This window comes from Marinobacter sp., from assembly GCF_041690455.1.
In the GTDB taxonomy this organism is placed as follows: domain Bacteria; phylum Pseudomonadota; class Gammaproteobacteria; order Pseudomonadales; family Oleiphilaceae; genus Marinobacter.
Window position 1 is genome coordinate 45,625 of the sequence record NZ_JAWLHI010000013.1, and the last position, 24,105, is coordinate 69,729.

At 60.2% G+C, this 24,105-nt stretch carries 23 protein-coding genes; 15 read left to right on the plus strand and 8 right to left on the minus strand.

Annotation, left to right across the window (positions count from 1 at the left end):
- Positions 1-86: 86 nt before the first annotated feature.
- Positions 87-371, plus strand: a complete 285-nt coding sequence (locus ACESMW_RS04905) for an encapsulin-associated ferritin-like protein (protein WP_372985939.1) — start codon at positions 87-89, stop codon at positions 369-371.
- A gap of 20 nt (positions 372-391) precedes the next feature.
- Here the strand turns inward: ACESMW_RS04905 and ACESMW_RS04910 are convergent, their stop codons facing one another.
- A complete protein-coding gene (locus ACESMW_RS04910; RefSeq protein WP_372985940.1) occupies positions 392-1,303 on the minus strand; it encodes a LysR family transcriptional regulator in 912 nt (303 codons plus the stop codon).
- Between the two features lie 104 nt (positions 1,304-1,407).
- Between ACESMW_RS04910 and ACESMW_RS04915 the strand changes: the two genes are divergently transcribed.
- Genes ACESMW_RS04915 through ACESMW_RS04950 form a run of 8 tightly spaced genes read left to right on the plus strand, consistent with a single transcriptional unit; the run spans position 1,408 to position 8,108 of the window.
- Positions 1,408-2,781, plus strand: coding sequence for an aspartate aminotransferase family protein (locus ACESMW_RS04915; RefSeq protein ID WP_372985941.1), 1,374 nt, complete (start codon positions 1,408-1,410; stop codon positions 2,779-2,781).
- 6 nt (positions 2,782-2,787) lie between these two features.
- On the plus strand, positions 2,788-3,489 hold the full coding sequence (locus ACESMW_RS04920; RefSeq protein ID WP_372985942.1) for a CoA transferase subunit A: 702 nt from the start codon (positions 2,788-2,790) through the stop codon (positions 3,487-3,489).
- Entirely contained in the window at positions 3,479-4,132 is a 654-nt protein-coding gene (locus tag ACESMW_RS04925; protein WP_372985943.1) for a 3-oxoacid CoA-transferase subunit B, read from the plus strand. The genes ACESMW_RS04920 and ACESMW_RS04925 overlap by 11 nt, the downstream gene beginning before the upstream one ends.
- Positions 4,132-5,436, plus strand: a complete 1,305-nt coding sequence (locus ACESMW_RS04930; RefSeq protein WP_372985944.1) for an ArgE/DapE family deacylase — start codon at positions 4,132-4,134, stop codon at positions 5,434-5,436. Before ACESMW_RS04925 ends, ACESMW_RS04930 begins: the two co-directional genes overlap by 1 nt.
- A gap of 35 nt (positions 5,437-5,471) precedes the next feature.
- Positions 5,472-6,125, plus strand: a complete 654-nt coding sequence (locus ACESMW_RS04935) for an amino acid ABC transporter permease (RefSeq protein WP_372985945.1) — start codon at positions 5,472-5,474, stop codon at positions 6,123-6,125.
- Positions 6,122-6,844 carry an amino acid ABC transporter ATP-binding protein gene (locus ACESMW_RS04940; protein WP_372985946.1) on the plus strand — a complete coding sequence of 241 codons (723 nt, stop codon included), beginning with the start codon at positions 6,122-6,124 and terminating at the stop codon, positions 6,842-6,844. The genes ACESMW_RS04935 and ACESMW_RS04940 overlap by 4 nt, the downstream gene beginning before the upstream one ends.
- A gap of 3 nt (positions 6,845-6,847) precedes the next feature.
- Complete coding sequence (locus ACESMW_RS04945; RefSeq protein WP_372985947.1) at positions 6,848-7,354, plus strand: GNAT family N-acetyltransferase; 507 nt, start codon at positions 6,848-6,850, stop codon at positions 7,352-7,354.
- The gene (locus ACESMW_RS04950) at positions 7,335-8,108 is read left to right on the plus strand and encodes a transporter substrate-binding domain-containing protein (RefSeq protein ID WP_372985948.1); all 774 of its coding nucleotides are present in this window, start codon (positions 7,335-7,337) and stop codon (positions 8,106-8,108) included. Before ACESMW_RS04945 ends, ACESMW_RS04950 begins: the two co-directional genes overlap by 20 nt.
- Before the next feature lie 63 nt (positions 8,109-8,171).
- Here ACESMW_RS04950 and gabT read toward each other — a convergent pair whose 3' ends face one another.
- Together gabT and ACESMW_RS04960 are read right to left on the minus strand one after the other, a co-directional pair.
- A complete protein-coding gene (gene gabT, locus ACESMW_RS04955; protein ID WP_372985949.1) occupies positions 8,172-9,443 on the minus strand; it encodes a 4-aminobutyrate--2-oxoglutarate transaminase in 1,272 nt (423 codons plus the stop codon).
- A 57-nt stretch (positions 9,444-9,500) separates the two neighbouring features.
- Positions 9,501-10,967: an NAD-dependent succinate-semialdehyde dehydrogenase gene (locus ACESMW_RS04960; protein ID WP_372985950.1), complete on the minus strand. Its 1,467-nt coding sequence runs from the start codon at positions 10,965-10,967 to the stop codon at positions 9,501-9,503.
- A 127-nt stretch (positions 10,968-11,094) separates the two neighbouring features.
- On the opposite strand from ACESMW_RS04960, the gene ACESMW_RS04965 reads away from it, so the two are divergent.
- Both ACESMW_RS04965 and ACESMW_RS04970 read left to right on the plus strand, forming a co-directional pair.
- The gene (locus ACESMW_RS04965; RefSeq protein ID WP_372985951.1) at positions 11,095-12,528 is read left to right on the plus strand and encodes a PLP-dependent aminotransferase family protein; all 1,434 of its coding nucleotides are present in this window, start codon (positions 11,095-11,097) and stop codon (positions 12,526-12,528) included.
- Between the two features lie 135 nt (positions 12,529-12,663).
- A complete protein-coding gene (locus ACESMW_RS04970) occupies positions 12,664-14,190 on the plus strand; it encodes a flavin-containing monooxygenase (RefSeq protein ID WP_372985952.1) in 1,527 nt (508 codons plus the stop codon).
- Here ACESMW_RS04970 and mltF read toward each other — a convergent pair whose 3' ends face one another.
- Entirely contained in the window at positions 14,191-15,582 is a 1,392-nt protein-coding gene (mltF, locus tag ACESMW_RS04975; protein ID WP_372985953.1) for a membrane-bound lytic murein transglycosylase MltF, read from the minus strand.
- Between the two features lie 155 nt (positions 15,583-15,737).
- Between mltF and ACESMW_RS04980 the strand changes: the two genes are divergently transcribed.
- A complete protein-coding gene (locus ACESMW_RS04980; protein WP_372985954.1) occupies positions 15,738-16,193 on the plus strand; it encodes a DUF302 domain-containing protein in 456 nt (151 codons plus the stop codon).
- A gap of 96 nt (positions 16,194-16,289) precedes the next feature.
- Positions 16,290-17,594, plus strand: coding sequence for a hypothetical protein (locus ACESMW_RS04985; RefSeq protein WP_372985955.1), 1,305 nt, complete (start codon positions 16,290-16,292; stop codon positions 17,592-17,594).
- A 13-nt stretch (positions 17,595-17,607) separates the two neighbouring features.
- Here the strand turns inward: ACESMW_RS04985 and dsbG are convergent, their stop codons facing one another.
- Entirely contained in the window at positions 17,608-18,384 is a 777-nt protein-coding gene (gene dsbG, locus ACESMW_RS04990; protein ID WP_372985956.1) for a thiol:disulfide interchange protein DsbG, read from the minus strand.
- Complete coding sequence (locus ACESMW_RS04995; RefSeq protein WP_372985957.1) at positions 18,381-19,232, minus strand: prolipoprotein diacylglyceryl transferase family protein; 852 nt, start codon at positions 19,230-19,232, stop codon at positions 18,381-18,383. The genes dsbG and ACESMW_RS04995 overlap by 4 nt, the downstream gene beginning before the upstream one ends.
- Positions 19,233-19,577: 345 nt before the next feature.
- Here ACESMW_RS04995 and ACESMW_RS05000 point away from each other — a divergent pair, with 345 nt between their 5' ends.
- Both ACESMW_RS05000 and mrtJ read left to right on the plus strand, forming a co-directional pair.
- On the plus strand, positions 19,578-20,891 hold the full coding sequence (locus ACESMW_RS05000; RefSeq protein ID WP_372985958.1) for a DEAD/DEAH box helicase: 1,314 nt from the start codon (positions 19,578-19,580) through the stop codon (positions 20,889-20,891).
- Positions 20,892-21,019: 128 nt separating this feature from the next.
- Positions 21,020-21,505 carry a JDVT-CTERM system glutamic-type intramembrane protease MrtJ gene (mrtJ, locus tag ACESMW_RS05005; protein WP_372985959.1) on the plus strand — a complete coding sequence of 162 codons (486 nt, stop codon included), beginning with the start codon at positions 21,020-21,022 and terminating at the stop codon, positions 21,503-21,505.
- A 52-nt stretch (positions 21,506-21,557) separates the two neighbouring features.
- On the opposite strand, the gene ACESMW_RS05010 is transcribed toward mrtJ, so the two are convergent.
- The gene (locus ACESMW_RS05010; RefSeq protein ID WP_372985960.1) at positions 21,558-23,795 is read right to left on the minus strand and encodes a choice-of-anchor O protein; all 2,238 of its coding nucleotides are present in this window, start codon (positions 23,793-23,795) and stop codon (positions 21,558-21,560) included.
- A gap of 66 nt (positions 23,796-23,861) precedes the next feature.
- The coding region (locus tag ACESMW_RS05015) for a hypothetical protein (RefSeq protein ID WP_372985961.1) at positions 23,862-24,105 on the minus strand (244 nt) is incomplete at its 5' end.

A 24,105-nucleotide genomic window follows, 5' to 3' on the forward strand; every position in this document is an offset into this window, starting at 1 on the left:
CTTTTCTCGCGGTGAATTCTGGACTATTGTCAGAGAGGATTTGCCATCAAAAACCACTTATTTCTGCCTGGAAGAAGGAACAGACTATGGCCAACGAAAGCTACCATGAACCCGTCGAAGAGCTGTCCGACGAGACCAGGGACATGCACCGGGCAATCAGTTCGCTGATGGAAGAGTTTGAGGCCGTGGACTGGTACAACCAGCGTGCATCTTCCTGCAAGGATTCCCAGCTGAAGGCAATTCTCGAGCACAATCGGGACGAAGAAAAGGAACACGCGGCCATGGTGCTGGAATGGATCCGCCGGAAGGATCCGACCATGGACAAGTACCTGCGAGAGTTCCTGTTCAAGGACGGACCGATCGGGCACTAGCCAGTTTTCGACCGCGGCCTTCAGTCCGGGTAGGTTTGCAGAAGTTCATTGCCTGTCCGGCGAATGGACTCGAGGGCCTGCACGTTCTTCCAGTCTTCCCGGTAGACCATCCCGAAACTGAAAGAGATCCTCGGAGAGAAGGGCCGCATTACCACATCGCTGCGGCCCACCAGCTGATCCGTCGCCGTGATAGGATTCATCACACTGATCCCGACATCGTTGGCCACCATTGCAGCAATGGCGCCGATATTCGACTCGGTTTTGCCCGCAATAGAGATTGAGTGGCTGGCGGCGAGATGGAGCAGGGGGTCCGCGCCCACGTTAGGTTGGTTGCTGATGACGAGGTGTTGGTTCTGCAGGTCCTCGATTGTGACTTCTTCCCGGTTTGCCAACGGGTGATTTGCGGGTACCAGGCAGTGCGCCTGGGTGGTCAGCCACTCCTCGATCCTGAGCAGTCTTGAGCTCACCGGCAACGTGACGAAGCCGATGTCTGCGTGACCGGACTCCACCTCCCGAAGTACATCGTGGCTGGACATCATGTCGAAACTGATGCTGAAACCGCGATTCTCTTCCAGCAGGGTGCCAATCAAGCGGGGAACAAATCCGAATGCGAGCCCCGGAATCGCAGCAATGCGCAGGCGAGAGGTGCCGAACTCTTTCAGCGCCAGGACGCTGTGCCGCAGTTCCTCGATATTCCCCATCAGGCGCAGGATTTCCTCGTAAAGCTCATACGCCTCGGGCGTCGCGACCAGTCGGTTTTTCTCCCGCAGGAATAACTGAATCCCAAGGTTGTCCTCCAGCTGGGCCAGGGAACGGCTCACCCCGGATTGGGTAATGCCCAGGGTTCGTGCGGCCTGTGAGGCGCTCCCGGCTTCCAGCAGTGTCTTGAAGATCGCCAGCGATTTCAGGGAATGGATGTTGACGTCAGCCATGATTGCAAGTCATCGAATCCGGTAAAAAAATCATATCTTGAAATACTTTTACATATCTTTCTAGACTGCAAATCAACAACATTACAACCATACCGGATTGCAACATGTCATCTTCTCCCCTTTTCTACCAGGCCGGCCCTGCCATGCCTGAGGTCTCCCACGGACGTGGCGTCTATCTCTGGGATAGGGACGGCAAGGAATATCTTGATGGCTGCTCGGGTGCCATTTCCTGCAACCTGGGTCATCACCATGACGGTATTCGTGATGCCATGCTGGCGCAGCTGGAAAAGGTCGCTTTTACCTACCGCACCCAGTTCGAGAATGCGCCGGCCATGGCATTGGCTGAAGAGCTGGTCAACATGACCAACCGGGACCTGGAAAAGGTCTTTTTTGTGTCCAGTGGTTCGGAGTCGGTCGAATCCGCGATCAAGCTCGCGCGCCAATATTTTGTGGCTCGTGGCGAATCCCATCGGCGCCACTTTGTCTCTCTGCGTCCGTCCTATCATGGCAGTACCCTTGGCGCGCTCGGCGTGACCGGATATCAGCCCCTGGAGGCCCCCTTCGCAGACATCACCCAGGGTTCCATCAAGGTGCCTGGTCCCGATTTCTATCGCCACACCGAGACGGATGACGATACCCATATCCGCAAAGTGCTGCAGGAAACACGTGAGCGAATCGACGCTGCCGGTGGCGAAAGCATCATCGCGGTGGTTCTGGAGCCGGTCGGTGGTGCCAGTACCGGCGCCCGCATGGTCAACCAGGCCTACCTGGAAGGCATCCGCAAGCTGTGCGACGAGATTGGTTGTCTGCTTATTTTTGACGAGGTCCTGTCTGGCGTCGGTCGCACCGGCACCTGGTTTGCCTACCAGTACTGGGGCGTTGCGCCGGACCTGCTGACCACTGCGAAAGGCCTTGGAGCCGGCTATTACCCGGTGGGTGCACTGCTTTGCCGGGAGGACATTGTCGATACCGTCATGGCCAATGGAGGGTTCCAGCATGGCCATACCTATGCCGGCAATCCGTTGGCCTGCGCAACTGGTCTGGCTGCCGTGGAAGCGATACGGAACGAGAAGCTGCTGGATAACGTTGCCGCCCGGGGGCAGCAGGTGCGCGAAGGCCTTGAGGCCCTGAAAGCCCGTTATGACTTTGTGGGTGATGTTCGCGGAATCGGACTGCTCTGGGGCGTGGAGCTGGTCATGGACCCGGCGACCAGGTCGCCGTTTCCTGCGGAGGCCAACCTGTTTGCCAGTGTGACCGCCCTCGCCAAGGAAGAGGGACTGCTGATCTACCCCCGCCGGACCCTGGACGGGCTGGCCGGTGACCATTTCCTGATCAGCCCTCCGCTCAACATCTCCGAACAGGAAATCACGATACTGCTGGAGCGCCTGACCCGGGCCCTGCAACGTCTTGAAAGCGAAGTGGTGGCGCCCCTGGCCGCCACAATCGCCGAACCCAATGCCCAAAGCACCATAGGCTGATCTCGCATGACACTGCTGAACCAGAAATACACGTCCGTCGAAGATGCCATCGCGATGATTCCCGATGGTGCTTCCATCATGGTCGGCGGCTTTGGCTCACCGGGCACCCCGTTCGCCTTGCTGGACGAACTGCTGGCCCAGGGCCAGAAAGGACTAACCCTGATCAAGAACGACGCCAACGAGCCGGATATCGGGATCGGGCGGCTGATCCGTGCGGGTCGTGTGGATCGCCTGATCACCTCGCACATCGGCCTGAACCGTGTGGCGATTGAAGAAATGAACCAGGGTCGGCTGGCGGTGGAAATGTATCCCCAGGGCCTGCTGGCGGAGAAGATCCGCTGTGCCGGTGCCGGCCACCTCGGCTTCCTGACCGACATCGGGCTTGAGACCGAGATCGCGCAGCAACGGCGTGAACTGGAGCTTAACGGCCGCAAATGTGCCATCGAGCCCGCCATCACTGCGGACTTTGCACTGATTCATGCGGATGTCGCCGATACCTACGGCAACCTCGCTTACCGGGGCACGGCGATCAACTTTAACCCCCTGATGGCCATGGCCGCGGACAAGGTGATTGCCCAGGCCTTCCGGGTGGAGTCGCCGGGAGGCCTGAAACCCGAAGCCATTCATACGCCCTGTGCCTTCGTTAACCATGTGGTCCGGGTCGATCCTGCCACCAGTGAACAGGGGATACGTGCCCATGCCGTCTGATAAGGAAAGAATGCTTGCCCGCGCCGCCAGGGAAATCCTTCCCGGCCAGATAGTGAACCTGGGTATCGGCCTGCCGACGCGTCTGTTTCATTACATGCCCGAGGATCTGGAGGTGCTGGTGCACTCCGAGAATGGCGTGCTGGGCTGTCAGCCTCTGGGCCAGGGTGTGGCCCCGGACTACGAGCTGATCGACTCCGGCGGAGCCTACATCGGTACCCGTCCGGGTGCCAGTGTGTTCGACAGTGCCCTGTCCTTTGCCATGATCCGGCGCAGCCGCGTGGACGTGACTTTCATGGGCGCGTTCGAGGTGGACCAGCAGGGCAACCTCGCCAACTGGAAAATCCCGGGCAAGTTCTCTCCCGGTATCGGCGGGGCGATGGAACTGGCCCAGAAGGTCGAGAAGCTGGTTGTGCTGTGTTCACACAACGACAAGCACGGTAACTCGAAGATTCTCAAACAATGCCGATTGCCGCTCACAGCCCCCCGGTGTGTCTCGCTCATCGTGACCGAGAAGGCGGTAATGGAAGTGACGGAGAAAGGGCTGGAAGTGATTGATCTCGCCGAGGGCATGGATGTGGAAAGCTTGCGCGCTGCCACGGAGGCCGAGCTGATCATTGATGAAAGCCGGCTCGGGAGGTTCTGATGCTGTCCGCCATCGAACAACGCATTCTGGATTGTTGTGATGAGCTCATGGGCGACACCGTGGAGCTTACCCGTGAACTGGTGAGGGGGTATAGCGTTCTCGGCCGCGAGCACAGCGCGCTGGAAACCATGGAGAGCTGGTTCCAGCGCCTGGATTTGCCGGTGGAACGCGTGGCGCTGGATTCCCCCGGTTTCTCGGAGCATCCCCATCGCGCCCCCACCGAATGGTCCAGCGAAGGCCGCTACAACGTCGTTTCCCGTCTTAATCCCTCCTCCAAAAAACCGCACCTGATCTTTAATGGCCACCTGGATGTGGTGCCGGCTGAGCCGACCGATATGTGGACCCGGTCACCCTGGGAGCCTTGGGAGAAGGATGGCTGGCTGTATGGTCGTGGCGCCGGTGATATGAAGGCAGGCATTGCCGCGATGGTGATGGCGGTCGAGGCGGTGCGCCAGGCCGGCGTGGAGATTGATTTCCCATTGACGTTGCAGACGGTCATCGAGGAAGAATGTACCGGCAATGGCGCACTGGCCTGCCTTCATCAGGGCTACACCGGCGATTTTGTGCTGATTCCCGAGCCCTTCGGCGCCCAGATCTACAGTGGCCAGGTGGGCGTGCTCTGGTTCCGCATGCGCATCGATGGGGTGCCGGCTCACGTACTGGACACCAAGGCCGGTCGCAATGCCATCGAGACGCTTCAGACCTACCTGCCAGCGTTCAAGGCACTGGAAGAGGAAATCAACAGCCTGCCGCGTCCTGCGCCCTACGAGGCCAAGGCGCATCCGTTCAACCTGAGCATCGGCAAAATCGAGGGCGGCAACTGGGCTTCCAGCGTACCCGCTCACGCCATTCTGGAAGGCCGGGTTGGCTTCCCGCCGGGTACATCGCCCGATGAAATCATGACCCGGGTGCGTCAGGTGATCGCCGACCACCACCAAGCCCTGGGTGATGGCTCCCCGGAGCCACGCGTGGAGTTCCATGGCTTTCGCTCCGAGGGCCATCTGGTGGATCTCGAGACCCCAGGCATCCGGCTGCTGTCCCGGTGCCACGAGGATCTCGTGGGGGAGCCTCCGGCCCATTACCTCTCGACCTGTACCACCGACCTGCGGGCCTTTCATGTCTCTGGTGGCATCAACGGCACCTGCTATGGCCCCGTTGCCCAGCGCATCCACGGCGTGGATGAGTGTGTCGATATCGAGTCAATTCGCCAGGTGTTGGCCACCTATGCCCTGTTTCTCAGCCGCTGGTCCACCGCACGGGAGATCCAGACCGGGGGGATCGCGATGATTATCGAGCGGTGCTGACTTGTGCTGCTACAACGACCAACAAGGATTAAACAATGACGTCGTTTTTTGAGAATCTGTTATCTACCTTCCCGGCTTTTATGGAAGCCGCCTGGATGACCCTTCGCCTGACCGGGGTTTCGCTGGTCCTGGCCCTGGTCATCGGGCTGATCTTTGCTCTGATGAAGGTCACTGGTGTCCGCTGGCTGGGCGTGATCTACAACGGCTATGTGGGCATTATCCGCGGTACACCCCTGATTGTTCAGATCATGTGGCTGTACTTCGGTATAACCCACATCGTTGTGCTCTCGGCTTTCTGGGCCGGCACCATTGCCCTCGCCATTCACAGCGGTGCCTACATCGCCGAAATCTTCCGGGGCTGCATCCAGTCGGTGGACAAAGGACAAATGGAGGCCGCGGAATCCCTGGGGATGAAGCGGGCCCTGGCCATGCGACGGGTGATCCTGCCCCAGGCTCTGAAACGGGCCATCCCACCGCTGGGTAACCAGTTCATCATCGGTCTCAAAGACTCGTCGCTGGTGGCTTTCATTGGCATCACGGAAATCTTCAGCCTGTCCATGGATAACGCTGCCGTGACCTTCAAGCAGCTCGAGTTCTACACCATCGCAGGCCTGTATTACCTGGCCATGGTCGCCATGGTCACCTTCGTTCTGAGCCGCGTTGAAAACCGGATGGATACAGCCAAATGATCAAAGTCGAGCAACTCCACAAGTACTTCGGTGACCTCCACGTTCTCAAGGGTGTTGACCTTGAGGTGGCCCCCCAGGAAGTGGTGGTCATGATCGGTGCCAGCGGGTCGGGCAAGAGTACGCTGCTGCGCTGCCTCAACTTTCTCGAGATGAAGGACCAGGGGCGCATCCTCATTGATGGCAAGGAAGTGGACCCGGCCACCACACCCTTGAACAAGGTGCGTGAGCACGTCGGTATGGTGTTCCAGCATTTCAACCTGTTCCCGCACATGACCGTGCTGGAAAACGTCATCGAAGCGCCGGTCCACGTCAAGAAGGTCCCTCGGGCCGAGGCCCTCAAGCGCGGCCGGGAATTGCTTGAAAAGGTCGGCCTTGGCGACAAGGGCGACGTCTACCCGGAGAAGCTGTCCGGCGGGCAGAAACAGCGAGTGGCTATTGCCCGCGCTCTGGCGATGGAGCCGTCGGTCATGCTGTTCGATGAGCCCACATCCGCCCTGGATCCCGAACTCGTAGGCGAAGTGCTTGAAGTCATGAAGAGCCTGGCCGCCGACGGCATGACCATGGTGGTGGTGACCCATGAGATGGGCTTCGCCCGGGAGGTCGCCGACCGCGTCGTCTTCCTGGACAACGGGCAGATTGCAGAGCAGGGGGATCCGGAGACCTTCTTCAGTAATCCCCGGCACCCAAAAGCGCAACAGTTTCTCAGTCGGGTTCTGTAAGCCATGAGTATCGCGATCCAGGCGCTGGAACCGTGTTATATCGATCAGCTGGCAGCCTGGCACCAGGCCCAGTGGTATCACCTCGACGACTCGGTGAACGAGGCTGTCCGTCGGAAACGGCTCGCCGAGCACTGTGACACCCGTTCGCTACCGGCCACTTTCGTTGCCCTCGAGGACGGCGAACTGGTCGGCAGCATCTGCCTGGTGGCACATGACACGTCGGATCGGCCGCAGTATTCGCCCTGGTTATCGCGAATCTTTGTGGCACCGGAACATCGAGGCAAGGGGATCGGCAAGGCGCTGATCGACCGGGCCAAGGCGGAAATGCGTCGACAGGGCCACGACGCGCTTTACCTGATCACGGAGGATAAGGGCCCTTATTACGCCCGGATGGGCTGGATAAAAGTCGAAAACTACAAACTCAACGACCACCCAGTGGAAATCATGAAGATCTCATTGCACGGATCTTCTTCAAAGAGAGGGGAACACAATGAAAAAACTGATCCGTAACCTGATTGGGGTGACCAGTGCGCTGGTCGTCGCCGCTACCATCAACGTAACGCACGTGGACACAGCGAAGGCCGCCGATAAAGAGGTCTTCACCTACGCCATGACCGGTCTTTATCCGCCGTTCAGCTTCCGTCAAAGCGGCGATCTTGCCGGTTTTGACATGGAAGTCGGGCAGGCACTGGCGGAGGAAATGGGTATGCAGCCCAATCCGGTCGCCAATCCCTGGCAGACCCTGATCGCGGCACTCAAGTCCGGTCGTTTTGATGCCATTATCGGCAGCATGGCGATCACCGAGGAGCGTCTGAAACAGGTGAACTTCACCGATCCGTACTACAGCTCCGGGGCTCAGGTTTTCGTCAGCACCGATAACGACGAAATCACCGAAGTTGAGGATATCCGTGGCAAGACCATCGGCGTTCTGGTTTCCAGCAGCTTCGCCAAGGCCGCTCGCGAATACAGTGACAACATCACCACTTATACCGACGACGTCACCGCGTTGCGGGATCTCACCGTGGGTGGTCGCGTGGACGCGGTGATCACCGATCAGCTGATCGGCGAGAATGCCATCCTGAACGCCGGGCTTGGGGTCAAGCCGCTGGGCGATCCGATTTACGTTGATGACATCGGTATTGCGGTCAACAAGGGCAACGAGGCCTTGCTTGAGAAGCTCAACCAGGCCCTGGCCGCCATCAAGGCGAATGGCAAGTACGCACAGATCAGCGAGAAGTACTTCGGTCGCAACATTGCCGAGTAAGCCTTTGCCTGAGAGAGCGAAAAGCGCCGTCGGGTCGGGGTCAGTTACCCCGACCCGACCTTATTAACACAGCGCTTCAAGTGCCCCTTCAATCACATTCAGTCCTTCCTCCAGCACCGAATCTTCGACCGTGATCGGTACGAGAATACGAATGGTGTTGCCGTAAAAACCACAGGACAGCAGGATCAGGCCATGGTCACGGGCTTTGGCGCACACGGCTCCGGTGAGGGCCGGATCGGGATTGCCATTGCTGTCGAGCAGTTCGAAGGCGGCCATCGCGCCCAGGTTACGGGCATGGCCCACCTGTTCAAAGCGCTTTTCCCAGGCGGCAAACCGGTCTGCCAGTTTGTCCCCGAGTGCGGCACTGCGCTCGAGAATGTTTTCTTCCTCAATAACCTCGATGACGGCCAGCGCCGCTGCGCAGGACAGAGGGTTGCCACTGTAGGTGCCGCCCAGGGAGTTGGGGCCGGAGCCGTCCATCACTTCGGCGTTACCAACCACCGCTGACAGCGGCATGCCGTTAGCCAGGCTCTTGGCGGTGGTGAGCAGATCCGCCTCGATGCCACTGTGTTCCAGGGCGAAGAGTTTGCCGGTGCGGGCGAAGCCGGACTGTACTTCATCCACGATCAGCAGGATGCCGTGTTCATCGCAAAGCTCGCGCAATGCCTTCAGGTACGCTGGTGAGGCGATGTAGAAGCCGCCTTCACCCTGGACCGGTTCGATTACGATGGCCGCTGTACGGTGTGGCGCGATATCGGTCTTGAACAGGGTGCGCAGTGCCTTCAGTGACGCTTCTTCACTGACGCCGTGGATCGGATTGGGGTAGGGGGCCCGGAACACATCGCCGGGCATCGGGCCGAAGTCGTTCTTGTAGGGTAGCACCTTCCCGGTCATGGCCAGGGTCATCATGGTGCGGCCGTGGAAGGCGCCATCAAAGGTGACGATGCCGGTCCGACCGGTGGCGGCCCGGGCAATCTTGATGGCGTTCTCCAGTGCCTCGGCGCCGGTATTGACCAGCATGGCCTTGCGCCTGGGGCCACGTACCGGGGCCAGCTGGCAAAGCTTCTGGCAGAGCTGGACGTAGGGCGCGTACGAGATGACGGCGGCGCTGGTGTGCATGACCTTGTCCAGCTGCGCCCGGACGGCGTCGACAATTTTCGGGTGGCGGTGACCCAGATTGAGCACGCCAATTCCCCCGGCAAAATCGATCCAGCGTTGACCGTCGGCATCCCAGAGCTCGGCATTCTCGGCCCGGTCGGCAAATTCGGTAGTGGGCGTCGCCGCGCCGAACGCGACGTATTCTTCTTTCAGGGCGTTGAGTTCTGCGTTGTTCATGGTGTTATCTCTTGTAAGTGTCGCGTGATGTCATGCACAGGAGCCTGTCCGGCCCCATTACAGGCCGCCCAGGCAGACGTACTTGAGTTCGGTGAATTCATCCAGGCCATGGTGGGAACCCTCGCGTCCGAGGCCGGATTCCTTCACCCCGCCAAACGGTGCCAGTTCGCTGGAGATCAGGCCTTCGTTGACCCCCACCATGCCGTACTCGAGGCCCTCGAGGGTGTGCCAGATACGCCGATAGTCGGTGGCATAGAGGTAGGCGGCCAGGCCTGAGGGGGTGTCATTGGCAATGGCAATAGCTTCCTCGGCAGTGTGAAACCGGAAGACCGGCGCCAGCGGTCCAAACGTTTCTTCGGTGGCGACGGCCATGTCAGGGGTGACATCAGCGAGCACCGTCGGGGTGAAAAAGTTGGGTCCCAGCTCATGGGGCTGACCTCCACCGGTTACCCGGGCGCCCTTGCCGACGGCGTCGTCCACATGACGTTGAACCTTGTCGATGGCGGAGCGGTTGATGAGCGGGCCGACGGCAATGCCGTCCTCCAGACCGTTGCCGACTTTCAGTTCGGCAACCCGGGTTGTCAGCTTCTCCAGAAAGGCGTCATAGACGCCGTCCTGAACCAGAAAACGGTTGGTGCAGACACAGGTCTGGCCGGCATTACGGAATTTGGAGGCAATCGCTCCGTCAACGGCGGCGTCCAGGTCGGCATCATCAAACACGATAAAAGGGGCGTTGCCACCCAGCTCCATGGCGGTTTTCTTGACCGTCGATGCGCATTGAGCCAACAGTTTCTTGCCGACGGCGGTGGAGCCGGTGAAGGACAGTTTGCGCACCCGCGGATCGGTACTCAGCACTTCGCCCACCGCCACCGGTTCGGAAGCCGTGACTACGTTGATTACGCCCTTCGGTACACCGGCCTCCAGCGCCAGGCGGGCGAGAGCCAGGGCCGTCAGTGGTGTGGCTTCGGCGGGCTTGATCACTACTGTGCAGCCGGCGGCAATGGCCGGGGCGCATTTGCGGGTGATCATGGCCATGGGAAAATTCCAGGGGGTAATGGCAGCAACCACACCCACGGGCTCGCGCATCACCAGTATGCGTTTGTCCGGACCCTGGCCGGGCAGGGTTTCACCGGCCATCCGTTTGGCTTCCTCGCCGAAGAACTCGATGAACGAAGCACCATAGGTTACTTCACCCCGGGCTTCTGCCAGCGGCTTGCCCTGTTCCAGGGTCATCAGGCGGGCCAGGTCATCGGCATGTGCAGTAACGAGCTCGAACCACCGGCGCAGGATGCCGGCGCGCTGCTTGGCAGGTACGCGTTTCCATGACTGACCCGAAAGCTCCGCCGCCGCAACTGCTGCGCGGGCATCGTCTGCATTGCATTCGGCGACCCTGGCGATGATCTCGCCGGTTGCGGGGTTGGTGACGTCAAAGCGCTCCTCGCGCTGGCACCAGTGCTGGCCAATCAGGGCGGGCACCTCGTCATTCAGCACGCTGGTCAACAAAGGCGTATCTACTGGAGACATGAACCGATTCCTCTCGAAAGTAACTGGAATGCCAGGCACCCTAGCAGGTACGCTAGGGACTGGACATGAACCACTTTCGAGTTCAACTGAACCACTTTGATGTGGTCGATTCCGACACAGGGCCCCGATGACCGAAGACCTCATACCCGACGATCCGCTCGAGAGCCTGGTCCGCCGTTACCGGCAACAGCCGAAGAGCCTCAGCAAACAGGTCAGGGCGCAGCAGTCACTGCGCCTTCTGGTCGAGCAGGACTGGCCGTCCGGTATGAAACTGCCTTCCCACCGCCGCATCTGCAGTGCGCTGGGACTGGCGCGTAATACCCTGGCCGGAGCAATCAACACGCTGGTGGAGGAAGGGCTGCTGGTGACTGGTCATGGCCAGGGTACCTGGACCCATCGACCCCAGTCTGGATCCGTTCTACCGGCACGACCTGCCCTGGATGGTCTTTCCGATCGAGCCCGTGAACTGCTCAGCCAGCCGGGGGCGGCGGAGGTCCAGAGCGGCGCCTTCGTGCCCGGGATACCGGATATAGCGCAGTTCCCCATGCGCAAATGGCGCCAGCTCTATGCCAGTGTCACGGTGCCCCAGAACGCCCTGCTGTTGTCCTACTCCACCGGAGGCTATGGCCCGTTGAAGCGGGCTATCCGGGACTTTCTCCGCCGGTGGCGGTACTTTGACTGCGATCCCGAGCAGATCATCATCACCGAGGGCACTCACAATGGTCTGGAACTCTGTGCGCTGGCGCTGGCAGATACCGGCGACCGGGTGGTAATGGAGTCGCCCTGTTACTGGGGGGCGCGAAATGTATTCACAGCCTGCGGGCTTACCCTTGAGATGTTGCCCTGGTATCCCGGTGCGGGGCACAGGGGCGAGGCGCAGCCGTCGCCGAAACTGCTATATTTCACCGGTTCCCAGCATTACCCGCTCAGTGTGCCTACCTCGCGGGCGGACAAGGAGGCCCTGTCGCAGCGCCTGTCACCGGATTACATCATCGAAGACGATTATGAATTCAACGGCCAGCGCGATACCCGGCTGGTATTCGATCCGCGTTCGCAGAAGCACATCCTCGCGGGCTCTTTCTCCAAGCTGTTGTTTCCCGGGTTACGGCTGGGCTACCTCGTGGTTCCGCACCACCTGGCGGCCACAATCAGCCGGCTGCGCAGTGAGGTTTTCCGTGAAGGGCGAATGCTGGATCACGCAGTGCTCGCGACCTTTATCGCCAATGGCGATCTGGATCTGTGGTATCAGCGCATCCAGAAAGAATATCTGGCCAGACAACAGGTAATGCACGATCAGCTCCGCCAGGTGTCCGCTATTACGCAGCTGTCTGCTCCCAGCCATGCGATCAGTCTTTGTGCCCAGTTTTCGGACTCGGTGGATGACCTTTTGGTCACCAGACAGTTATTCCGGGAACATTTCATTGTCAAACCGCTAAGTGCCGTTTGTGCACCGGAAGACAGGCGCCGCGGGTTGATCATGGGGGTGGGCATGCTGAACCGCGAATCTTTGAGAAAAGAGGCCATCCGATTCAGGGAAGCCCTGAAGCGACTGACCCTTTGAGCATGGACCTCGTGTGGCGAGGGCCAATTTGCGATACACGGGAACTCGTTACTGTTGAAGCATAACGAACCGGCTCGGGTCTAAACTTCAACAGAAAGCCGGCGAAACGTGCCTATTACCAGTGAGGCAAGCACAATGAGCCAACACCATTTTGACGTCCTGATCATCGGCGCCGGCGTTTCCGGCATTGGCATGGCGTGCCACCTGAAGCGCGAGTGTCCGGGCAAGTCCTTCGCCATCCTGGAGCGCCGCCAGTCCCTTGGCGGCACCTGGGACCTGTTCCGCTATCCCGGCATCCGTTCCGATTCCGACATGTTCACCTTCGGCTACAACTTCCGCCCCTGGACCGGAGGTAAGGTGCTGGCGGATGGTGCCTCGATCAAGAATTACGTGCGCGAGACCGCCAGGGAGCATGATGTCGAACGGCACATCCGCTACGGCCTGGCGGTAAAAACGGCGGACTGGTCCGGTGTCGACAAGTGCTGGAAACTGACCGCCCTGAATGAGGCCACTGGAGAAACCGAACACTACACCGCCAGTTTCCTGGTGGGCTGCACCGGCTACTACAACTATGACCAGGGCTACAAACCGGATTTCCCGGGCGAGAGTGATTTCAAGGGCCAGATCGTGCACCCCCAGCACTGGCCTGAGAACCTCGACTACACCGGCAAGAAGGTGGTGGTGATCGGCAGTGGTGCTACCGCTATTACCCTGGTGCCGACCATGGCCGAGAAGGCGGCACACGTAACCATGTTGCAGCGGTCGCCCACCTACCTGATGCCCTTGCCATCGACCGACAAGGTGACCCTGGCTCTGCAGAAGGTGCTGCCGGAGAAGACGGCGTACCGGCTGACCCGCGCCCGCAACATTTCCATCTCGCGCCTGCTGTACCAGCGGTCTCGCAAGAGCCCGAAGACCATGCGCCGGCTGTTCATGTCGGTGATCAAACGGCAGGTCGATGGCAAAGCCGATATGCGCCACTTCACGCCGGACTACAACCCCTGGGACCAGCGCCTGTGCGTGGTCAAGGATGGCGATCTGTTCAAGGCGCTCAAGGCCGGCAAGGCTTCCATAGCCACCGATCACATCGACCGCTTCACCGAGACCGGCATCCGCCTCAAATCCGGTGAGGAGCTGGAGGCGGATATCATCATTCCGGCCACCGGCCTGGACATCCAGATGCTCGGCGGCATCAAACCCAGCGTGGATGGCCGGGAAGTGGTGCTCAAGGACAAGGTGATCTACAAGAACGTCATGGTCGAAGGCGTGCCCAACGCCGCCATGATTTTCGGCTACACCAATATTTCCTGGACCCTGAAGGTGGATATTGCCGCCGAGTACCTGTGCCGGTTGGTCAACCTGATGGACAAGCGCGGTTACCGCACCGTGGTGGCCCGTGATACCGAGAACAGCCGGGGCGAAGACACCATCCTGGGTTCCCTGAACTCGGGTTACATCAAGCGCGCGGCGGATCGTCTGCCCCGTCAGGGCACCCAGGGGCCCTGGAAGTCTTCACAGAACTATCTGGAGGATGTGAAGATCCTGCGCTTTGATCCGATCGAGGATGGCTACCTGGAATTCGATGGCCAACGTTCCCGGGCCGGCGAAGGCCCGGCCCGGGGCTTTCTCCGGCCCTTGCGCTCGGCGCTGTTCGGCTCCTGATCAGTCGAACGCCGGGCGAATCACATCCCGGTAGTTCCGGATCCTTTGGACATAGTGCACGGGCTCATAGCCCCGGGCGTAGCCGTAGCGGGTGCTGGGGTAATAGCGCTTGTCGGCCTTCAGGGGTAAGACCTGCACCATGTCCTCCCAGGAGTCCGGATTCTTGCCCAGATCCCGGGCCAGCTGGCGGACGTCAAGCAGGTGGCCGCGGCCGATGTTGTAGCTGGCCAGTGCCAGGAAGGTGCGGTCCGGCTCCGGGATGGTTTCCGGCAGTCGGCGGTGCCGGTCGGCCAGGTAGCGGGCACCACCGTCGATGGCCGCTATAGGATCGAGGCGGTTGGTGACACCCAGGGATTCGGCGGTGCGCTGAGTCAGCATCATGATACCGCGTACCCCGGTCGGCGATTTCGCGGTGGGGTCCCAGTGGGACTCCTGGTAGGCGAGGGCAGCCAGCAGGTCTGCGGGCATACCGGTTTTGGCTTCCGCTTCCTCGAACTTGTCGATGAATTTCGGTAACCGCTCGTCGATGCGGCGGTTCAGTGCCCGCAAGTCGACAAAGTCGAACTCGCCGATGTAGGCGTAATAGCGGTTCTCCATCTCTCCGATGGCCTCGTCACCCTCCTTGCTGTTCATCCATTCCCGGGCATCCGAGGCCAGCTCATCGGCGCCGGCTGGCAGATACCAGCCCAGGTTGCGGCCTTCGGTCAGGGGCATGGCGACTTCCAGGTGCGGGAAGTGGCGGCGCATCACCTGCACGATGTTGGAATCGGAGACGGTACACTCGATGTCCTGTTCAGCCACTTCGGACAGCAGAATTTCGGTGGTGCGGCCGGCATCTTCGGTGAATTCGATACCGGGGTACTGCTCATTCAGCCGGCGCAGGGTCTCGGCGTAGCTGGACCCGGCGGTGATCACGATCCCGGTACCCGGGATGGCGTCCGGTTTCCGGGGCAGGGGACGGGCATCCCGGTGGCACACCAGCTGCTCGGTGATTTCCGTGTGGGCCGGTCCGCGGGTGAATTGATCATCCCGTGATGGCAGGTGGGTCAGACCGGCTGCGGCCAGGTGTGTGTTGCCCGCGGCGAGCGCGTCGAGCACGTCGCTGGTGGAATCGAGCATGGTCCACTCCACCTGCCAGCCGCGGGCAGCGGCGTAATCACTGATCAATGCATGCTCAGGCCCGATCGGATTCTCGTGGCGGTCCAGATAATAGGTGGTGGAACCGTTCCGTGTGGCAACCTTGAGGATTCCGCTTTCAGAGGGGGGTGCGAGTTCCTCGCTGATGACCTGCTGGTTTTCGGTTTCGTTTTCGAGTCCGATTTCGCTCTCGGGTTCGGTTTCGCTGCAGCCTGCCAGCAGGATAGGTACGATCAGAAGACTTCTTCTGTACATCCGACCTGACATCATCACAACTCCGTGGCCTGGTGACTGTATAAGCATTATTACGTACTTATCAGAGACATACTCCCAGACTTCCGGAATGGATGCATCAGGATTCGACCGGTGGTCTAGACTGGAGGTTACATTTCCCTGAAGGGACCACCGCTATGAATTTCCTGATCAAACCTGTTTCGTTCGTACTCGTCCTTCTGCTGGGTTCACTGGCCCATGCCGCCGACGGGCTGATTGTGGTGAAGAGCAACCATCGTGTGGCCGAGACTGCGGACCGGCTCGAAGCCGTATTGCAGGAGAAAGGCATGAAGATCATGAACCGGATCAACCACGCCGCTGGCGCGGAGTCTGCCGGTCTGGAGCTGCGCCCCACGGAGCTGGTGATCTTTGGTAACCCGAAAGTGGGGACGCCGCTGATGCAGTGCGCCCAGAGTGTGGCAGTGGACCTTCCACAAAAGGCCCTGATCTGGGAGGACGAACAGGGTCAGGTGTGGCTCGGCTACAACGATCCCGCCTACCTGAAAGCCCGGCACGCCATCGAGGGCTGTGACGAAGTCCTGGGTAAGGTGAACAATGCGCTGGCCAATTTCGCCGAGGCGGCCACCAAATAGATCCCGGCCACCCGGGATCTATCCCCATAAATGCTGATGGCGGTGCGTAAGTAGCTTCCTTAATATCGGCTCCTCGCCTATTGAGGAAGCATGCCCTTGCAGTCGATCCGTTCCATTCTCGCCTACCTTGCCCTGATTGCCGCGGTGCTCTCGTTGTTGCCGGGGATGGCGCTTGTGGGTGCGGTCGCGGTGGGCCTGGCGGTGCTGCTGGGCTGGCAGGACATGCGTCGGGTGCCGAGGGTGGTGTTTTCTGTTGCCGTCCTGGCCCTGGTGTTCGCGCTGGGCCGGGACCCGCGCCTGATTGTGGATGCCGCGAACAATATGACCCGCCTGGCGGGACTGGTGCTGGCGGTGATGCTACTGTCCAACGTGCTGGGTCGTTCCGGGGATCTGCAACGGATTTCAGCCAGCCTCTTCGGCGGCAAGCCGCTGACCCGTTACCTGAGCCTGGCCTTTGGCACCTCCCTGGTGTCCATTCCGCTGAATTTTGGCTCGGTGGCGGTCGTCGGCAGCCTGGTGGGCGAGCGTATCCGCCGAGGGGGCGACTCGGCTGCTACCCGCAACGCCACCCGGGCTGTACTCCGGGGGTTCGGGGTATCGCCGACTTTCTCACCGCTTTCGATTTCGGTGGTGCTCACGCTCACCCTGTTGCCAGGCCTTGGCAGTATCGAGCTGCTGTCGCTGGCCATTCCTTTCTCGGTTTTGCTGATCCTGATGGGCCTGCTCTGGCGTGACCCGGAAACCGGCCAGGAACAGGTTGCCCCGGAAGACATGGCCGGAGTGGCAAGCTGGCTCCGGTTTGGTGGCCTGGTCCTGGCCATCTGCGTGGGTGTCTTCGTGCTCAGCCACCAGTTCGACTTCAGCTACGCCTACGCGGTAACCCTCTCCTGCCTGGGCGCTGTGTTGGGAGGGCGCCTGCTGGCCTGGAGCCGTCGCCAGAATCCGCCCATGGCCAATATGGCGAACGTCAGTAACGAGCTGGCCATTGTCGGCGGTTCGGCTTTTATCGGTTCGGTCATCAGTGGCGTGGTCCTGGGACAGATCAGCGGTAACGCCGACCTGCCGGCCTGGAGCTGGCCCATTCTGGCCGTCTGCGTGCCCTGGGTCTATTTCCTCGCGGGCCTGGGTGGTGTGAACCCGATTGTGGTGGGCACCCTGATTGGCGGGGTCCTGGGGTCCCTCTGGCCGGCAGAGGCCCTGATCGGACTGGGTATCGGCATGGTGACCGGCTGGGGCATTACCGCGTTCGGGACACCCTTTGCCGCCAACGCCCTGATCATGGAGCGGTTGACCGGGTACCCGGCCGTGGATGCCTCATTCCGTTGGAGTCTTCAACTTTCCCTGTCCGGGCTGACCCTGGCCAGCCTGACGGCCGGTATTCTGACCGCCTGGCTGGCATGATCTCCAACATCATTCAGGGCTTCGGGCCCATCATGCGCTCCAGTGCCTGGGGGTTCGGCAGGCCCTGCACCATAATTACCTTGCCATCTTTGTCCTTGTAGAGCGTGCTGGGCGTGGCGCGGAGACCCAACTCCTGCATCAGGCGGTTATTGGCTTTGACGTCCATGTGAGCTGCGCTTACCAGCTTGCGGTCAACCTCGATGCCGCCCTGCTGGTAGCTGGCCTGGTGATCGTGCAGTGCTTCTTCAGGGTTTTCACTGCCGAGAATGGTGGCGGCTTTGGTCAGACTGTCTTCCTTGAGAATCCCCACCAGGATATGGCGCAGCTGGACGTCGCCGGCCTCAATCCAGGGTTTTGCCTGTTGGCGGAACCGGTAGCAATAGGGGCAGTTGGGATCGGTGAAGGTGTAGATGATGGTGTCCGCATCACTGGAACCATCCTGTACCCAGTTGCTGTCCTCCAGCTGCGGCCAGGCTTCTGCGAACTTCGGGCCCTCGATCAGTTCCTGGATGCTGGCGGCGCTGAGGTTGTTCCCTTCCTCGTCCAGCAGGGTGCCGACGATCACGTGGTTACCATCCGGTGTCAGGTAAAAGGCCAGCGAACGTCCCTGCATTTCGCCGACATAGCCGGTCATGCCGCCCGGGGCGTCAAAGCTGTCCACAACCTTCACACCCTGTTGCACCAGGGACTGGATGGCCGGCGGATAGTCCTGTGCCTGCACGGCAGCTGCGAAAAGGGCAGAGGTCAGCAGGGCGCCCCTGAACAGGCGCGGGAGTGGGGAATTGATCATCGGGATGTTAACTCCTTGGATGGGGAGGATTGGAGAAAGCCGGAATCGAAGCGCTCGAGGCTCCGGGCGAGGCTGGCGTGTGACAGTTCGCCCATGTGGGTGTCCACCAGGTTGCCTTCGGCGTTGTAAAACAGGGTGGTGGGCAAGCCCTGGCTGCCCACGACCCGGCCGAAACCGCCCGGGCGGTCACTGAGTACATGGTCGAGGTGCAGGTTCTGTTCGTTCAGGAACCTGCGGATGGTCTCGGGATGCTCGCCCTGGTTGGCGAACACGAAGTTGATGCCGGGGTAACGTTGCTGGGCTTCCTCCAGTACCGGCATTTCCCGGATGCACGGCGGGCACCAGGTGGCCCAGAGATTCACCACAACAGGCTGGCCCCGGGAAATGTCGGCCAGGCTGACGGGCCGTTCGTTGAGGTCGGTCAGCGCGACTTCGGGCAACCCCTCGGTCTGTTGGTTGATCAGGGTAATGACTCCGGTGGTGAAGCCCCAGGTGATCATGCCTGCGGCAACGGCGGAGCCCAGGGCCTGGCGAATGTTTGCGCGTCGCCACATCAGGTATCCGGCGAAGACGAGCGCGACGATCATGCCGGTAACCGGATCAAAACCGCCATCGCGGATATCGATCATGCCCAGCCAGTCACCCTGGTAATGCTCGAAGTAACGGACCACGAAGCCGATCCTGGCACCGATCATAGCAACCAGGAAAATATCCGCCAGGGAGCCGGATACCGGGGTTTTCTGCTTGCGACCGGTGAGCGCGCCGACAATCAGGGCCACAACAAAGGCCAGAACAATAAGCAGATGCCCGATGGACAGGCTGAGGGGACCAACGCCGACGCTGAGCATGGAGTCTCCAGTATTTGGCGGATTTGTAGAATGATACGGGCGCTAGTGACCAGAGACATTCGCCGGAGTTCCATCTTTTTCCGAAGATGAAAGCCTGCTAATGAAACCACTTATAGCTATTTCCCGGACCCTCTGTTACTGTGCCTGCATCCTGCCTCTAGGGATTCCGCACTATCACGGCCAACAGGCCGCTTTGCGAACCTCCATACGACCTGTCAGAGGACGTCCCGCCGTTAACGGCGTGTGACTGTAGTCGTCATTTTTCCATGAATCATCATGGCTTCTGCCCGCATTCGCCGATGGACGGTGTTCGTGGAGGCAGAATCAATCAAGAGTTAATCCAATATGAGTTTTTCTTCTCTCGGTTTGTCCGAGCAGCTGGTCCGTGCCACCACCGACCAGGGCTATGAAACCCCGTCTCCGATCCAGCAGCAGGCCATTCCGGCGGTGCTGTCCGGCAAGGATGTGATGGCTGCCGCCCAGACCGGTACCGGCAAGACCGCCGGCTTTACCCTGCCGCTGTTGCAGCGCCTTGCGGCCAATCCGCGCACCGGCAAGGGCCCCCGTGCCCTGATCCTGGCGCCGACCCGCGAGCTGGCGGCCCAGGTCCACGACAGCGTGGCCCTGTACAGCAAGTACATGCCCACCAAATCCGCCGTGGTTTTCGGCGGGGTCAAGATCAATCCGCAGATGATGAAGCTGCGCAAGGGTCTGGACGTGCTGGTGGCAACACCGGGACGGCTGATGGACCTGTACCAGCAGAATGCGGTGCGCTTCAACGAAGTGGAAATCCTGGTGCTGGACGAAGCCGACCGCATGCTCGACATGGGCTTCATCCGCGACATCCGCAAAATCCTGGCGCTGTTGCCGGCCAAACGGCAGAACCTGCTGTTCTCCGCCACCTTCTCCAACGAGATCCGTGGCCTGGCCCAGGGTCTGCTGAATGATCCGGTACAGGTGGAAGTGGCGGCCCGTAACACCGCAGCAGAGAGCATCAAGCAATCAATCTACCCGGTAGACCAGAGCCAGAAGACCGCCTTGCTGAGCAAGCTGGTGCGCGACAACGCCTGGGAGCAGGTGCTGGTGTTCACCCGCACCAAGCATGGTGCCAACCGCCTGACCAAGAAGCTGGAGCAGGATGGTATCACCGCCGCCGCCATCCATGGCAACAAGTCCCAGGGTGCGCGCACCCGGGCGCTGGCCGAGTTCAAGCAGGGTGATATCCGGGTACTGGTCGCCACTGACATCGCGGCCCGCGGTCTGGACATCAAGCAGCTGCCCCAGGTGGTCAACTTTGAACTGCCGAACGTGCCGGAAGATTATGTGCACCGGATTGGCCGTACCGGCCGTGCCGGCGAGAGTGGCCATGCGTTGTCCCTGGTCAGTGCTGATGAAGGCAAAATGCTGGCGGGCATCGAGAAGCTGATCAAGAAGCAGCTGCCGCGCAAGGAAGTGGAAGGCTTCGAGCCCAGAAACAACCTGCCCATCAAGCCCAAGGCCAAGGCCGATCCGGCCAAAGCCCGCAGCCGTAACGGGCGCGGTGGTGCCAATGGCAAGCCTGCCGGCAATGGCCGCAGCTTCGGCGGCCGCCCCGGTGAGAGCCGGAGCCGCAATGGCGGTGGCCAGCGGGGCCGGTCGGCGCAACGCCAGAGCGCCTGAGTCGCCCGGTAAGTTCTTTCAAAGCGGAGCATTCGCTCCGCTTTGTCGTTTCTGGCGCCTGACTTTGGCCGGGGTAATGCTCTAGTATCCAGAGTTGTTACTCCGGCAAAAGGCGCAAGTGCCCATCCATGGCGACCGAAACAAATGTAAGGGAAGATCTGGGGCTGGTACCGCCGCCCCGGCTGTTCACGGACCGACAGTTCATTCTGGCCCTGGTGGCCGGGTGTGGTGTGAGCCTCCTGGTGGCGGGCTTGTCTGTCGCCGGTTCTTCCGGTGTCAGCCTGACCCTGCTCCAGGCCTTTTCCCTTGTGCTCTGGTACCCGGTACTGGAGGAACTGCTGTTCCGGGGAGCGCTCCAGGGCTATCTCAGTTCCACCTCGTTTGGTCAGCGGGCACTGATGGGGCTGTCACTCGCCAATGTGCTGACGGCCACCCTCTTCACCACCCTGCATCTGGTTTACCGGGCTGACCCGCTGGCCTGGCTGGTGTTTTTCCCTGGCCTGGTGTTCGGCTATTTCCGCGACCGCCATGGGTCCCTTCTTGGCCCCGTGATCCTGCATTCTGCCTACAACGCCTGCCTGATTCCCGGCTGGTTGCTGTTCTCCGGATCCTGAACGAAAAACCCCGGCACAGGGCCGGGGTTGGTAGAGTTACGACTCTCAGCTATCAGGCGCGAGCCTTGATCTTGCGGACAGTCAGACCACCGATGGCTAAGGCTGTCAGCAGGAACAGGGTCGGGTCAAACGGTGCCCCCGGCTTGTAGCTGCAGCCGAAGAGAGTGCCATCGCTGCTGCTGGATGAAGCGGTGCTGTCGCCGTCGTCGGTACCGCCATCAGTGCCATCATCTGCAACTTCAACCGTTGTGGACTGACGGAACATGGCATGGGTTCCGCCATCCCGGTTCTCGTTCCAGACCACGTACAGGTTGTTGCCGGCCGGAGTCATCTGGATCTGGGACTCGAAGTCTTCCACATCGTCGGCCTCACCGGCGAACCGAACCACATCCGTGTAGGTGGCGCCCTTGTCTTCGGCGAGTGCGGCATACAGGTCCAGCTCACTCGGCTCTTCCAGGCTCCATTCGGAGACGTTGGTCTGTGTGCCCCAGGCTACGTAATAGCGGGTTACGTCGCGACATTCCTCCGGATTTGCCGGACAACCTGCAGTGCTTCCAGGGGTACCCACGAGACGGGGCTCACGCACGTTGATGGTGGTGTCGGTGATGTTGCTCAGATTTCTCGGAGCAGACCAGGTGCCGGCCACACCATCGTAATGGCGGATGTAGAAGTTGTAGTTCTTGGTATTGGTGTACAGCAGTTCCGCCAGGACTGGCGTGTAGGTGTAACCAACATAGAGGTCATCACCGCGGAGCAGGCCCCGGTGGGCGATGGCGTTTTCTTCAACTTTCTGATAGGTGTCGTCGGACAGTGTGGAGGTGGGAATATCCGCGTCTGTAGTAGCTTCGGCCTCCTCGGTACGGCTGCTCATGTTCAGAGCCGGAGCGTTATCAAGCCCGATTGCCGTGAGGAAATCCGATTCAAAGCAGTTGGCATCCACGGCAGGAACCATCTCTCCGGGAGAGAAGCCGTTGCCGCCGTTAACGATACCCTTGCGCAGCATGATGTCGGAGGGACCGCCCTGGGTGAATTCACCTTCCTTCCAGAAGATGCCCATTCGCATATTGGTTTCTGTGCCGGGCGCCCCCTGGACAACAAAACGTACGCGGCGCGCGTTCAGGGTTGGATCGCTGATGATACAGCCGGCAGTTTCGGCTGGAGCCGTGCTCGGATCAGCCTGATCTGTCCACGCAACTGGGTTGTTCCAGTCGAACGTGTGATAACGGACAAACTTGCCTTCATCCAGGCCGCCGGACCCCTTGGTTTCTTCATAGGCAACAATGGCCTGTGCGACTTCACCTTCAAGATAGCCGGGTTGAACAGCCAGGTTGGCGCGGGAGGCTCCCGCTATACCGCTTTCGATCGCCTCATCTGCAACCGGGCCGGTTCCCGAAAAGATGGTGTTGAAGTTACCGGACGCCGTCTGTCCATTGAAGTTGTCAGTAATACGAACGGGATCAGACCAAACGGCACCGTCCGGACCGAAGCTATCGGCGCGACTGTACCAGATGTCGGTACCGGAGCTGACGTTGGCGCCCGAGGCTCCGTCGCCCGGCCCATCAGCCTCACCGAGTTGCAGGCCGCGGGGATCTTCCTGCCAAGTGATTGCCCACTCTCCAGTGCTCAAGCCGCGGTTAACATCCTGTTTGGCATCCCGGATACCGCTTGAAAGTTGCACCGGGTTGCTCCAGGTGGCTCCGGCATCTGAACTGGTCACGGCATAGGTGCAGGCGAATGGCACTTCGCGGTTGCCGAGGGTCAGGTAGCTGACGGAACGTTGTTTCGATGGCTCGCCTTCAACGAGAGAGGGACAGTATTTGTCGACCCAGGTAATAACAATCCTGCTGCCTGCGGCAAAGAGGTTAGGCTTCTCCGAATCACCGTAAAACGGCTGAGGATTTCGTGGATCAGTTTCATCAACCACGCTGAAGCCATCCCAGTCGGTAGCGATTGACGACTGACTGGCTGTGTTTGAGATGTTTTTCAGTTCTGACCAGTTGGATTCAACGGCACAGTCCAGACCGGCCTCACAGGTGCGTACAAAAAGATCCCGGGCAGGGCGCTCTGCCTGTGCCTTGACGTCATAAATGGTATAGCCGTTCGGGTCAACATAGTCGCCGAACACGGCCAGCAGTCGCCCGTTACCCAGGCGAGAAATCTTGCTTTTATTCGCGCCGCCATTGGCGCTCAGCTCAACACTCTCACCAAAGCTGAGCCCAGTTGCCGCCAATGCCGCTCCCGGGCACGCAATAGCCGCTACAATCGCACTAACCAGTAACTTCTGTTTCATTGCAGACCTCATTCCCTTCGTCATTTTGGGGTCAGGGACAACTGGCTCCTGATCGCTTTTTGCACTTTACTTGTAGTTCAGGTTGTCATTTCGGGCTATTAGTATTTTCTGCCGTCTGAGCAAAATCTGATCAGGGTCAACGTCGGCAAGGCCGTGCTGTATCACATTAAAGGGAATCAAAATCAGAGGGATAGCAGCATGAACACAAATGTTGCCGCTGTATCGGGATGGGTGCGACATAGTGTCGCAGTATTCGTTATTGCGCTTGCAGGCTGTAGCGACGGAGGTGGGGGAAGTTCCGGAGACACGG